Annotated in this window: 7 protein-coding genes and 1 pseudogene; 2 read left to right on the forward strand and 6 right to left on the reverse strand. The window is 41.9% G+C overall.

From position 1 onward, the window contains the following. The first annotated feature begins 32 nt into the window (after positions 1-32). A complete protein-coding gene (locus tag ACQ4MZ_RS23675) occupies positions 33-806 on the forward strand; it encodes an IS3 family transposase (RefSeq protein ID WP_430849206.1) in 774 nt (257 codons plus the stop codon). A gap of 105 nt (positions 807-911) precedes the next feature. Continuing rightward, positions 912-1,862, forward strand: a complete 951-nt coding sequence (locus tag ACQ4MZ_RS23680) for a DUF2326 domain-containing protein (RefSeq protein ID WP_430849190.1) — start codon at positions 912-914, stop codon at positions 1,860-1,862. Positions 1,863-1,897: 35 nt separating this feature from the next. Here the strand turns inward: ACQ4MZ_RS23680 and ACQ4MZ_RS23685 are convergent, their stop codons facing one another. The 6 genes and pseudogenes from ACQ4MZ_RS23685 to ACQ4MZ_RS23710 all read right to left on the reverse strand — a co-directional run. Next, positions 1,898-3,661, reverse strand: a complete 1,764-nt coding sequence (locus ACQ4MZ_RS23685; RefSeq protein ID WP_430849192.1) for a hypothetical protein — start codon at positions 3,659-3,661, stop codon at positions 1,898-1,900. Positions 3,662-3,770: 109 nt separating this feature from the next. Next, positions 3,771-7,064, reverse strand: coding sequence for a DEAD/DEAH box helicase (locus ACQ4MZ_RS23690; protein ID WP_430849194.1), 3,294 nt, complete (start codon positions 7,062-7,064; stop codon positions 3,771-3,773). 544 nt (positions 7,065-7,608) lie between these two features. Continuing rightward, positions 7,609-8,253 (reverse strand): DUF4391 domain-containing protein, encoded by a 645-nt coding sequence (locus tag ACQ4MZ_RS23695; protein ID WP_430849196.1) that lies wholly within the window; start codon positions 8,251-8,253, stop codon positions 7,609-7,611. Continuing rightward, positions 8,250-11,474, reverse strand: a complete 3,225-nt coding sequence (locus ACQ4MZ_RS23700; protein WP_430849198.1) for a helicase-related protein — start codon at positions 11,472-11,474, stop codon at positions 8,250-8,252. The genes ACQ4MZ_RS23695 and ACQ4MZ_RS23700 overlap by 4 nt, the downstream gene beginning before the upstream one ends. Before the next feature lie 6 nt (positions 11,475-11,480). Beyond that, positions 11,481-14,537, reverse strand: coding sequence for a type III restriction-modification system endonuclease (locus ACQ4MZ_RS23705; RefSeq protein ID WP_430849200.1), 3,057 nt, complete (start codon positions 14,535-14,537; stop codon positions 11,481-11,483). Between the two features lie 3 nt (positions 14,538-14,540). Continuing rightward, positions 14,541-14,900 (reverse strand): annotated as a pseudogene (locus tag ACQ4MZ_RS23710) (site-specific DNA-methyltransferase); the annotation flags it as partial.

The raw sequence follows: 14,900 nt of genomic DNA on the forward strand, positions 1-14,900 counted from the left end.
AGGAACTTGTGGAGTGGGCTGTTGAAGAAAAAGTGTCCGTTGGCAGGGCTTGCCGGGTGGTTGGGTTGCATCGATCTAAGTGGTACTACCGTAGCAGAAAAGATGATCAGCCAGTGATTGAAAAATTACGATCATATGCGGAGGTCTACCCGACAAGAGGCTTTGACGACTACTATGGGAAACTTCGCAATGAAGGCTTCGTGTGGAACCGCAAAAGGGTTCTAAGGGTCTACCGACTGCTAAATTTGAAGCATCGCCGTCGTCACAAACGGCGTTTACCAGCTCGAATCAAGCAGCCCTTACAGGTACCCAGTGAGCCAAACAAAAGTTGGAGCATGGACTTTGTCTGTGATGCGCTGGTGAATAAACGTAAGATCCGAGTGCTGACAATTCTGGATGATTGCAGCCGAGAAGTACTCGCAGCACATGCAGATTTTTCACTTCCTGCTCAGAAAGTAATCGATGTTTTGGAACTGATAGCCTTAGTCAGACCATATCCCGAACAAATTCGGGTTGACAATGGGCCTGAGTTCTTAGCAGATAAATTCAGGCGATGGTGTGAAGATAAAGGCATCGCAATCCAGTATATTCAGCCGGGAAAACCGATGCAAAATGGGTATGTGGAAAGATTGAACCGCACTTATCGCGAGGATGTCTTAGATGCCTATTTATTTGAATCATTAGAACAGGTTTGCATTTTATCGGACGAATGGATGGAAGATTACAATCACTTTCATCCGCATCAAGCGTTGCATGGCTTAGCGCCGGCAACGTTTGCCAAGAAACTAAAAATGAAAAAAGTCTAAACGACTACCGTCCTTTTTAGGGTAAGGCTTCAAATTCGGGAAAGCCTACAAATTCGGGAAAGCCTACAACAAGAGTTGCGGACTCAAAAAAACGGTGCAACAAAATTGAAAATAGCTATCTCAAACATCGAAAAAAGCTTAGCGATTAGCCCGGATATTACGAAAGAACAAATTATCAAACTGTATCAAGAAGCGAATATACAGTTAGGAGACCAAGTCGTTAAAAAGCTATCGGATCTCGAAAATTTCAATAAACAATTGATTGGAAACAGGGTACAGCGTCTGACCGAAGAAAAATTTAGATTCCAAGAGGAACTTGAGAAAACTAACTCTAAAATTGCTGACCTAGGAAAACACGAAGATGAAAAACTTCAGTATCTAAATTCTACCGGCGCTCTTGATGATTATAGTAATCTAAACCAACTACTAACAGATGCGGAGAAAAAACTACACGGCTTAAATCAGTATCGTAAACTACTAACTGACTACAAATTTGCCCAAGAAGAGGTCAAGAAAGATTTTGCAGACGAAAATATCAAAACAGATCTCTATCTTGAAGACGCTCGCGAGCTAATCCGAAATAACATCATCTTATTCAAGTCATTTGTTGAAAAGTTTTATTCTGAAAAATTTTCCGGTATAACGATAACAAATAACGAGGGTAAAAATTCAGTTAGGTACGACATAAAGGCAAAAATACAGGATGATGCAGGAAATGCCGTAAGTGAAGTTAAGATCTTCTGCTATGATTGGACTATTCTCAAAGGTAGACACAATCACCGGATGAAATTACTATTCCATGATAGCAAAATCACCGCGGATATGGATACACGCCAAGTGAGAGCAATGCTGGACATCGCTCACAAAGAATGTGCGGCTAGTGATTTTCAATATATAATATCTCTCAATCAGAATACGATTGACAGTCTCCAGCACGAAATGCTTGGCGAGGAGCATCAGAAACTAATCCTGGATAAGATAATTTTAAACTTGAATGATAAATCTCCCAAAGAAAAACTACTTGGAATTCAAGTAGATCTTGAATACGACAGCTGACCGAGATGTGCGACCCACAACTTGCCAATTATAAATCAGACGTCTTTAAAAATATTTGAAATCATCTCTTTGATGGTGCTGTTCTCTAGTCTTAGCCCGAGTGATTGAGACACATCTTGCCCTTCTGTTAAATGTAATGAGGTGTTATAAACAATTCCCAGCAGAAAATATATTTCTGGTAACACTACGTTTATACTTTCTGCATAACGAAGCTTTTCTTTGGTCCCTCTCTTTTCGTTCAAAAATATTTCCTTACACTCATCACTTTCAATTTTGCCATAAACTAGTTTTTCTATCCTCACACGCACTCCAAAACAAACAGAAATGGGGTCGAACGGAGAATTTTCAAGTAAATATCTTCTGACTTCTCGGGCATTTTTTTTCCAGAAATTCGAAGGCGTAGCCCAATCCGTATTGAGCTTTAGCGCTGTGAATTCGGCCAATAAATCGACATCGTCGAAATTAGGGTGATAATGGAAATAGTATAGATCTAAGTCGTTTTTTACCTTGGGATCTTCGCGCTTGTAAATGATTTTAAGTATTTCTTTATTCGGTCGAAGCCGTACCTCTTTCAAGTAACATACCTTGATCCTGTTGTCGTTAAAACAAAAATGATTGAAAAATTTGGGATCTAAGTGTGTTAATAGAATGGGAAATATTCTTCGCTTAGCACGCTTCATTTCATCTATAAAGGTGGAGATATAATATTGAAAAGCGATCAAATTAGCATCATCCAAATAGTCGAAGATTTCATCTATTATAAGAATACAATTGTCCTTTTTAAAATCTCGCCTTGATTTTAGTAACAAAGCTATGAAAGTAAGAATATCGCGTTGCCCATTGGAAACCTCATGGGCTTTAGGCCACTTGATAGTGAGCTTGTTTCCCACTTCCTTTGGACTCAAATCAAACCTGTCGCCTACCGGATTGAAGGACGATATAGTCTGAGTTAGTTGATCCTTCTCCCTAAGATAGTCAAGATATTTCACAGCTTTCTTGAAGCGGACTCCCATCGAATCCTTAACTTGAATGATCTGCCATGCTGACAAATAAAGATCTACTTCATCGCTGATTATTGAGAAGTTATAGGCCGCGATCACATTTGCTAGTTTTGTAAGCTCTTCCAATGCCCGAAACGAGGGTAAGAGTTCTTTTTCAATCCATTGTTTAATATCCGAGCCAGTTCCTGTTTGCTCATTGATTGAGGTTACTCCATGGGCAATAATGCGGCTATAATTTACGAGACCAAATCGAGCAAAATCAATCTTCGAAACTATCTCGTTAAACAGGTTTGCCGACGAAAACAATTCACCGATATTGAGTAAAACTCTATTACCATTGAGACCAAAAGCCCGCTTCATATTCGCGGATGAATAATCAAAACCAATTCGTTCTGGAATAGTATTTACCAAAACAGTTGTAACAATATCTAACGAAGTCTTCGCGAATGACCGACCGCCGAAAGATTGTACAACTGATTTTGGCTCCGTCTGATTATTTATGACGAATACATCAAATACATCACCTATGGTGTTCTGGTTGTCATCGGCAATCAAAATTCGACCATCAGTTAAGGAGATAGAAAGCGATGGGCGGTTTTCCGATTTTCCTAAATAGTAATTTTTTTCATCAAGTTCGATACGATTGGAACGTAATGAGTTAAATGCAATTGCAAATGAGCTTTTGCCAAACCCATTTGGAGCAACCAAGATATTTGGCTTGTTGGGAATAGCATCAAGGCTAAACTCCCGCTCCACAATTCCTTTCACATTTTGAATTTTGACAGTTTTAAGATTCATATGAACATTTATATGGAGGGGTAAATAGGGACTAAGTTAATATTACATTTCTTACGTCAAGATTAAACTTCATCGCTGATTTAAAGCGCTATTTACCACAAAATGTTTTCTATTCGCTACAAGCGACAACGAGCTCAACTCCTACAGTCTCTTTAATATAAGATGCAGCCGCTGCCAGCAGCATTTTTTGACTGCCAGATACAGTTCTTCGAGATATCCCGGGCTGTACGATCACAATCTCTGGCCTTACTTCCTTAAAACGGGACGCACGCAATAATTTGTTAATGTCGGCAATGTTTCCATTCAACACAAACGTGCGATGGCCCATTGATGGTCGTCTAGCTCTATTTGTGATGTGACGACAAAGCTCTTTAAATCTTCCTGCCCACTTGGCTGACCTTATTGCCTGAGAGGCTACTTCTGCAACGTCTCTAACCCTATTCCCCGCATGTTCGCTTTTTGAAAATTTACAATGTACAAGCACAAGACGTATGAAATGCGCCTCCTCCTTTAAGCACACTAAATCAGCAGCCTCACCAGGACCATCATCATCAATAACGACCTCGAAGTCATCATTGATAAACTTTTGGGCCGCAGCCCATTGAACTGAATTCCTCCTTTCAAGGCCATCTTTCCAAATGGATTCCCTTGTAATGTCCACCCCAACCCAATCCCACGGATCTAAACTATCTTCTGGTAATTCTAAATTGTAGGGATTTTCAGGACGTAGTACGAGGTTTCCGTCTAGTTCCGTAAGGTCAAAGTATCTAACCAATGGTGGGTAGTCAGAAAAATAAGATTCTGCTATAAATTCCTTAGACCCTATGTGAAATATGATTTCTTCGTCCGAAACTCGAACAACCTCAAATCCCTGCGGGCCACCAATTTTCAAATCAAAAGTGCCTAGTACATCTGCCTGACTGTCTAGAAGCTCGAACCTTATTGAATTACCTGCTCGGTCTACCGAGCTAAGTTGAATATCACATAGGTAAATTGGTATCTCTTTGCCACCTAAACTAAGATCGACCCGATCCTCCGATTGCCTTAGTATTTCAAATGGCCATTCAATTCCCATTATTTCCCCATCGGGTAATAAAGTCACTTCAATTGGAATGAGGACGTTTTCGATTATCTCCTTTGTTGTGATAGTTGCATCAAGAAGCTTTTCACCGACAGCCTGTGACCAGCCAATAAGTTGAGGTATTGTACCGGATTCTTTTGACCAAACTCTTCCCTTATAAGAGCAACCAATTGTCACGTGTTTCCCTCTTTCCCAGCCCGACCCGCTCAAGTTTGCTTTTCTTGACCCTGGCGCTGCTGCAAAGGTCAATGCGTCCCTTACATTTGCTCCAGTATACATAGCATAGCTAAGATTACGTCGACCATGCTTGCTAACTCCAAGATTGTTAAATATAAGTCTGCCAATATGCCCCAAACTCTTAAAAATTGGCTCTCCATCAATTATTGTAGTTGCTCCAACAGCAGCAGCAAGTTTCGCATGGTTAGATGTTTTGTCTGAAGAAGCCAGATAAAGTAAATTGCGCTTTTCGTCAAAGTGTAAAACAAAGAGATGCCAATCAGTGTCCACTAGGTCTTTTGATCTAGACCATTTGACGCGGACCTTCGACCTAGTAACAAAATACAATGTCTGACTGTCCACGTGCAACCAGACGCGTGCCACCTCAACACCTTTGGATATTACCTCATGAAATTTCTTCGGGCTAAATGCAGTACAATTGTAAGTCAGCGTGCTAAATACTGGACGTAACAAATGGTGGGAAATACTGGGAGCATCGTCCCGATCTTCTCCAAGCGATATAGAAGAATTTAAAAAGTCGACTAGCTGAGCGTGATCCCGGGAAGCCTCGGAACTCATTTCACTGAGTAGCACATTCCAATCAGAGTCCTCACTATAAAGTCGTTCAAGCGCAGACGATATATTCGTATCTGTAATATTTGCGATTACTGTTGCATCACCAAGGTGCTCCCCTGATGTTCGAGTAAAACGTCCAGTAAATTGAAGAAGTGGGGCTAAACTTTTCTGCGGATCGTGTAATGCCGCTATTTTCAATGGTGGCAAATCAAACCCTTCACCCAACATATTTACGCAGACGGCTATTCGGCTTTCCCCAGTTATCAAGCGATTGATACGCTCTTGACTATCTGGCAACTCAGAATGAATTATTTGAGGAGAGAACTCTGATCCATGAACTCGATAAAGCATAAGGATTTCTTGGGCTCTATCAATTTTTGAACATCGAGCCATGATTAGGTGGTTATTCCCAGCAGCCAGATCTTCGCGTAGTGTTTTACAAGCGAGATGCGCTATCGCGTCATCAGCAGAATCTTGATGAAGTTCATGAACAGGAAGAAACTTAATCGGCTTAAAATAGCCGTCCTCCTGAGCTTTTCGAAGAGAATAACTGTATATAACGTCCCCATCAACGAGTTTTCCGTCTTCGCGGAATGGTGTCGCTGTGAACTGCAGTGTGTATTTTCCGGAGAACGCCGAGCGAAGGTCACTCCAGCTGGTTGCCGCGACATGATGGGCTTCGTCAACTATAAGAACACCACTGCGGTTAGCAATTTTCGAAGCAAGGTTTTTTGCTTTACCGCCCGTAAGAGATGCCATCGCGGATACAACAACATTGCAATCCTCAAAAATAGCCAAGTCGTCGTCTTCACCCGGCTGCTTTGACAACAAGCCAACGATGGGATTTTCAACTTCTTCTGGTAGCAACGTCAATTTTCTTAACAACCCGAATGTTAAGAATTTTCGGGCCGTCTGATTCCGTAGCGCCTTAGAGGGAACAGCGACCACCATCGGGCCGCGGGGAAATGCCGCCAATACTGATAGCATTGTTTCGGTCTTTCCAGTTCCGGTCGGCATAACTACAGTCGCGATATTACTATTTTGAGTCCAATGAGATCCAATAGCGTATAATGCCCCAAGTTGTGGCGGCCTCAAGCCCTTACAATCTTCAATTGGCTTTCCCTGTGCATCATATTCTTGGGCCGCAAAGCGAAAGGATCTTGGCCAGGTTCCAGCTATTGATGCAGATTTTGATTTCATGCCAACAGCAGCTGTTCGTTCCATCGCTTGGTCCAATAGTTTATGAGATATCCATCTCTTTTCACCATCATCATACAGCCTTATGACTCCATCAACATCGGCAGGCCTCTCAAGCTTTGTCCTGATCGTCACAATGATCCGTTCACCATTTTCAAGAACATAGCATTTTTCCCTAGTTCTTGGTCCGGTTCTAACATCCTCAATGTTCAAAACGCTGACTTTAATTTCGTTACGCAAAAGTTGACAAGCGATACCAACCGAATACCGTTTCAAAACAAGCAGTAATTCGGGTAAGATTAAGTTTCCGTTTATGATAGAAGAGAATTCCACAATGCCTTCAAGGGTAGAGGTTCACAAAACTATAAACTTACCCATAAAGAATTTCAATATATTAATCTCAGATGCGAATCTTATTTATCGGCCAAAAGAGCCATTATCGGTGCATGCCTCGAACCGAATTTTCTATACAGCTTATCAACATCAATTATGCGACCTATTAGCCCGGCAAAACATACCATTTATCTTTATAGAGTTGTCACCATTCAAAATCTAATTCGTTTAAATCTTGTACCGAACAGCTTCAAACTTGACTGCCATGGCGCTAAATCCTGCGATAGATTTGTATCCCAATAGGTTCGAATGTCATCGAGGAAGAAGTGACAAAAATTCGACATTGGAAGAAATTGAGCAATTACAGGAATCGATATCTCCCTAGTAAATAGCGTGCGACAGAATTGAAACTATGTCTTGGAAGGGGATCATTCAAGGAGGACTCAATCTGTTCACCTGTAAGGCTTTTACGATCATGGCTTGCAAGGGTGGTGTTAGATAGGATCGCGCAACTCGTACTGTCCCACATAACTCCTCATGATACTTACTGCACCAAAGTCTCTAAACTTTTCTCGTACTTTTGCAATTCTATGTTGAGCTCCACTTTACGATTAAACTGCCTGCACCTGGCAATTTGCCCTTTCAACTTTGCGATAGCCTTTTGTAGTTCCGTTCTTGTTTTCTCAGTTGTTACCAAATCAGACAGAGTCTCCTTTCGCCTTCCACTTATTTGCTGACAGATATCCAGATAAACGGAATCAAGACTCCTTCTCAAATTGAGAGAGAAATTTTGTTGGTCCTCGAAAATCCACGTGCTATTGAACATCCAGTCGATCACAGCGACATCAGTATTCAAAGGATTGGGATGCTTCTGACAGGCTGATATCAATAATTCATGTCCATAGGTAGCACAGCAAATCAAGTGATACGGAATTGCCTTATTAATGACTTCAAGGACAACTTCAATCCCTTCTTTCTTTCTCAGTTCGAGGCTGAAAATCTGTATTTCCTGAATTTCATCTCCCGTTAAATTAATTGTATCGAAACTGAGCTTGTTTACCCATCGCATCTTCTCGATTACATCAACAAGGAGCTTTTTTTGTTGTGATGTAGCATGGGCATCAAAAGCATTTTTGGGAATGCTCCTGCCAATCACAGTTCTTGCCGGAAGGTTAAATACATCCATCATTTCACGACAACGAAACTTACAAGGGTGAAATCTTCAATTCCCTTGGGCATTCCTATTGTAGCAGTTCCACCTGCTTTAAATAGGCTGAGTACTTCTCTCTCATCTCCGGTTTTTAGAATGGAACGGATACTTTTTTGCAATAACTGGGAATAATCGTGCATATCACGGAAATCCCGTGTTTGAAGAGTAAGCTGGTGGCAAAGTTCCTTTAGTGGTTCAGTTTTACCCTTGCAAAGTAGCCGAAGCATATCCAATGATTTCTTTGCTTCTAAATAACCATGTAATACATTCTCACTTTCTTGAATGTATACCACGTAATACGGGGCTAAACGGTTCAGTTTATCCTTGTCTACCGAATCACTTATATTCTTTAAAACGAAAATCACTCCGCGTTGATCAGCATCACTTGCTCTCGTAACGGCATGCAATCCCAAGGGAATAGAATCCGGATTCGGATATATTTTAACGAAATTAGCCAGATCCACCCTGAAATCATTTAATCCAAGATCAGTTATGCTGACTCCTTCCCGGAGATCTTCGAGATCTACAACTTCTTCTTGCAGCCTTTTCAGCTGGATTTTTCTGTATTCCAAATCCTTCTCATCGGCATTGAGGATATTATCATCGCCAGTGCTCGCGAGATTACTGATAGCCATCTTATTCTCAACCCGCTGCTTGAGATTGATGTAGGCATCCAGTGTGACATCCGGCCAGAAGTTGACCATTGTTATGGTATCATTCACGGAACCAATTCGATCAATGCGACCAAACCGCTGAATGATACGGACCGGATTCCAGTGTATATCGTAGTTGATCAGATAATCACAATCCTGTAGGTTCTGCCCTTCTGAAATGCAATCTGTCGCAATCAGAATATCGATTTCTTCCTGAATATCAGGATAGATGATTACTTTCCCCTTAGATCGTGGTGAAAAGCAAGTCAATAGCGTATTCAGATCAGACGGAACAGTCTTGGATGAACAAGCTCGTTTTGATCCCGTGATTAGAGCGGTATTAAGGCCATACTCATTCCTAAAATAATCTTTCAGCTCTGAATAGATATAATTTGCTGTGTCTGCAAAAGCGGTAAATACGATCACTTTTTTGTTCCCGGCATTAACCGGATTTTGGATCTTATCCACAATAATCTCTCTAAGCTTGCCTAGCTTCAGATCATATTTCCCTCTCAGTAATTCGATTTCTTTCAGGAGTTCATTGATTACCAAGAGATCAGCAGAGAGGTCTTCCTGCCATCTTACTTTATCCATATCAGCGATATGAACTTTCACCTTGCTCCCGAAAACATTTTCCTCTTCTCCCCAATCCGGCTCCCAATCGAACTCTTCTGACGTAGGGTCTGCCGGAAGGCCTGAATACGTGTTAGCATCCCCCCGCGCAATTGCGCCTAAACCTTCTTCAATTAGCGCACGAATATTCAAGAGAGTCAGAGCAAAAGAATCGACGGAACTTTCTATTCGCTTTAAAAGATTGATGCGCATCAAGAGCTGCAAGCTCTTTTCACGGTCCCTTTGCTTGAAGGTTCCCGACTTTACGCGCTTATCATATTTCTCGGCGTAAAACGAAATTTTGCTTGGCAGAATATAATTTAAAGGTGAGTAAATTGAAAGATTCAGAAACTCTAACCAATCGGCGATATGTTTGTAATCTAACTCCGTTCCTTCTTTTAGTGGGCTGTAAATCGAGATTGGTTTATTCCGCTGAGGAAATTTTCCGATTGCTTTTGTGTCGTAATAATTGGTTATATGTTTTCGGGACCGAGCAATCGTCAAACTGTCCAATATTTGGAAAAAATCAAAATCTAGCGCTTCCAATAGCCGGTCTGAGGTTCTTTCTTCGGTAGGTAGTTTAGACCAGCTGTTGAAAGCCTGCTGTGCCCGCCGGAAGACCAGTTCGATTCCAAGGTCTGTATCCAGTTTCTCGTCAATTTGACCCGCTGCACCCTCATAGGCCAGGGCAAGCTGATTACGCAGATCGTTAAAGCGGTTATTGACAGGAGTGGCCGAAAGCATCAATACTTTCGTTTCAATACCCTCCTGAACAATCTTGCGAAGCAATTTCTGATAGCGGTTTTCTTTACCTACGACTGTGTTGTTGTTACGAAAATTGTGTGATTCATCAATGACTACTAGGCCATAGTTCCCCCAGTTAACACTTTCAAGACTCCTCCCATTGCTAGTTCCTTTGTCTCGCGATAAATCTGTATGAAACAAAACGTCGTACCGGAAGCGATCTTTACCCAAGATATTGTTTTTATCGTTGTGTCGGTAGGTGTTCCAGTTGGCCTCAAGCTTTTTAGGGCATAATACCAGAACATCTTTATTTCGCTTCTCGTAGTATTTGATAATTCCCAGAGCTGTAAAAGTTTTCCCCAGGCCCACACTGTCGGCGATGATACAGCCGTTGTACTTTTCCAGTTTGTTAATTCCACCAATGACAGCATCCTGCTGAAAATTATACAGCTTATTCCATATGACGGTTTCTTTAAAACCGATGCTGTCATTCGGTAGATTGTCCAGCGACACGTCACTGAGGAAGTCGCGAAAAATATTGTAGAGCGTTACAAAATAGACAAATTCCGGACTATTTTCCTGATAAGCTCCCGCCAGATAACGGAGCACACTTTCCGTTACTAGATCCGTATTTTCATCGTTATTCCATATCTCGTCAAACCATTCCAAATAACCTTCGGCGATTGGGTAATTGACTTTTGTTATCATTGAGCGATGGCCTTTCCGCGAAGTAAAACCCAGGTCGGGAGATGTAAATCCAGCAAATCCTGAATAGGATGCACTATCTTCAGGCCCATTATCAACGTGGATAAGGCTATGCATAGGCGAATTACCGAGGGTGTTTGTTTTAAACACAGCTTTGTCCTTAACCCACTGGGCGCACTCCCGTGAGATGGCTCTCTGAGTCATCTCGTTTTTTAGCCGTAACTCAAACTCACCACCACACAAATCAGCCTCTTTCCGGATGTTCGGAATGTAAAATTCCCGCAGCTTTGGTTTAGACTTCTCCTCCAGGAAAGTCGGAGTTGTAAAAATAAACCGAAGCTCTTCAACGCTCTTCAGTTCTTTTCTTAGTGCCTCAAACGCATAGATTGAAAAAGCAGACGCTGCTACACTTAGCTTACTACCCTTTCTGAATTCAAGCTTCAGATCGTCTCCCAGCCGACTATCTATGTTATTGAATATTTTCATCCGTGATTATTTCACTTGCACTATTTCCAGCATTTGCTGGTAGTTGCTGACTTTTGAAAACTTCACCTCTTGGCCACTGATTGCTTTGAAATGTTCCCCGGCACAATGGATTTTCAGCTTTTCTATCTCGCGTAGCTCTAGGTCTGAATCCGTACCCTTGGTTTCTGCTACAAAATAGATGTGGCGGATAGTGTCCTTATCAAACACAATTGCCCAGTCAGGACTATAATTAGCTACAGGCGTGGTAATGTAAAAACTTTTCGGAAGCTTAGCATATACCCGAACATGGTTACTTTTTTCCAATGCTTCGGCAAAACGGGCTTCGGTTTGTGAATCAGTTGTCAGGAAGTCATAAACGTGCTTTTTCAATATTTCTGACTGCCGAATAACGGATTTGTCATTCACAAATACGGTGTTAGCGTCATGCCTGTCATCAACTTTGTGATAAACAATGTTGTTAATGATTAGACTGGCCTTTACTTCATTGATTAGCTTGCAGGTTCGGGCGATAAACTCCTCTGGATTTTTCCGGATCATCAGAAACTTGCCCGTGTCAATTCCCTTTAATATCTCTACGATGGTTTTTCGAGTAAGGTTGGTATGTTTGACAACCTCTCCAACCACGTCATATCTTGTATTTGTATAGACGTCGGAATTGAGCGTCTTGTGTTGTCGGGAAGTCTCCTGAAAGGCATTCTTTTGCTGCAACTGCTCCTTTGTGCTTTCCTCCAGCTCCCCGCTGCGGATTTCATACGTGCGCTCCGAAATATTCAAATCTGCATTGATCCGAATTTTGGCATCAGCAACCAACTTTTCCGAGTTAAACTGTACTTCATAAATGGTTTTCAGATTGATCTTATTCCAAAGCTCCTGAAATTCCTTCTTATGAAAGTTACTGTTCGTCTGAATTGTAATACTTTGCCGGTCATTCTCAGGTTTGATGGCTTCGCCCATATAAACGGATCGTAGCAATTGATTTATGCTATCCCGAAATGCTTCCAATTGGTCAGGAAGGGGGATATTGTTTTCTTCAACCAACCTCCGTCCATCATCCGTAATTTTATCGTCATCGTCCAAAACATCCTCTTTATAAAGATACTTGTTCAACTTTTTCGCTTCTTCGGAGGTCAAGCGTTTTTGATTTCCATGCTCGTCAGTCAAAAGTTTACCTGTCAAAAATTCAACGGTCGCTTTTTGAGGCCTGTCTTTCAAGGTAGCAGCAATTTCTGATTGCAGGCCTTGGGCAAATTCTTCGTAGCTTTCAGAGGCGATAATCGTCAGTTTATTGATTTCATGTACCTGCTCTCCAATGGCCTCTTCGTCCTGCCGTATACCATGTTTATTGACCGAAAGACGCATACCGCGCCCTACTTCCTGACGGCGGCGAATGGACGCATCCGAATGCTTGAGGGTACAAATTTGAAAGACGTTTGGATTGTCCCATCCTTCTTTCAAGGCAGAATGCGAAAAAATGAAGCGGGTGGGTTCGTCAAAACTTAGCAATCGTTCCTTATCCTTCATAATCAAGTCATAAGCGCTGATATCATCCGTATCCTCACTCCCCCGTTTCACGGAGGGATCAACCATTTTACGGTGCTTATCAATAGAAAAATACCCATTATGGATTTTTTCTACCGGATCTCGCTGAAGGTGTTGGTTATAATCTGGATGAAATAGATCCAGATACTCATTCCTAAGCTGAACATACTCCTCTTCAAACATCTGGGCATATTCACCCAAACCAGGATTACCTTCCTTATCGTAGATACGGTATTTATCTACTGTATCTATGAAGAAGAGCGATAATACCTTAATTCCCTTATCGAAAAGCTCACGCTCTTTTTTCAAATGAGAACTGATAGTTTCGCGGATTTGTATTCGGCGGAATGCCTTTTCGTCCAGATCGCCGATAGCCTCTCCGGCTTCAATTATTTTCCCATTGATCACCACCCGGTTAAAATAGCCATCAACCTCTTCTAACAGCCAGTTTTTATACTGGGGCATTTCGCCGGAAAGTTCAAACAGGTTGGCTCCTTTTTCAAGTTTCTCGCGTACCCGCCTGACGCCCGTCCCATTACGCTTTTCGTACTCCAAGGCAGCAAGAGGGGGTCTTGAGGTAGAAAGCTGGATTTGTTCCAGATATAGATATCCACTGGTACCCGTAGTGCCTTTGATGTTGATACCTTTTACCTGGATTTTCTTTACGAGCTTCTTGTTATAGGCATCCAGTGCATCTAGACGATATACCTTGTTATACTCAAATTTATGGGTAGCTGAATAACGGAGTGTAAAAAGCGGGTTGAAATCCTGCATACTCTCCAAAGTTTTATCGCCTTCTACCGATTGTGGTTCATCAATAATCAGAATGGGATTAGTCTGAGCGATAATCTCAATGGGCTTTCGGGTGCCGAACTGATCAAGTTCCATATAAATACGACGTGCATCTTTACCTTTAGCATTAAATGCCTGCGTATTGATGATCATCACACTAATGCGGCTATCCGACGCAAAATTCTCAATGTCCTGTGGACGAGATGAGTTATAAATAAATGGGCTAATGCGGTGTCCGTATCGCTCCTGGAAGTGGTCTTGCATCACCTGGAACGACTTATAGACCCCTTCACGGATTGCAATACTGGGAACGACCACAATAAACTTACTCCAGCCATAAAGCTGGTGCAGGTCATACATGGTACGGATATAGGTGTATGTTTTACCCGTACCCGTCTCCATTTCAATGGTGAACTGATAGCCCTTTTTTACACCTTTGGGCTTTTCAAGGGATTTACTTTGAGTGATATCATTTTGCCGCTGAACCTGCTGAATATTCTCCAGTAACTGATCTTCGGTAATCTGGATCTGCCGGTTCCGGTAACCAATAAGCTCCTCTACTTCTAGATCCATTCCAAACTGACCTTTACTTGCCGACCTCGCTTTGGCAATAAGCTCCTTGCTTTTTTCCAGCGTAAATCGGTTCGTTTCTCTGGGTTGCCCCAGAAAGCAGTCGGTGATGGCTTGTACAGCATCTAATTGAAAGCTCTGTTCTTTAAACTGTAGTTTCATACTTTAAATCACACGCATTTCAGTGTCAGGGCTCAATTGCTTCAACAACTGGCGAACATTTTCCTTGGCCGTATCATCTTTGAAACTCTGATCCCGAAACACAATCCGTAGAGGTTTATAAGAGGCTATTTCCTTCGCAAAGGCCTCGTCTATTCCCTTATCAAAACAGGCTAGCAATGAGTCTTGGGCTACGCAGAACACCTTTTTATCGAGTACCAGTAGTTGCTCAATCTTATAGGAAAGCGGCAAACCCCAGTCCAGCATGACCTGAGCTAATAGATCATCAGCGGTACGATCCGGTTTGATGTTGTCGGCGAATATATCCAGTTGATCCTGCTGGTAATCTTGGGGTCGATAATACAC

The organism is Dyadobacter sp. BHUBP1 (assembly GCF_050587785.1).
Taxonomy (GTDB): domain Bacteria; phylum Bacteroidota; class Bacteroidia; order Cytophagales; family Spirosomataceae; genus Dyadobacter.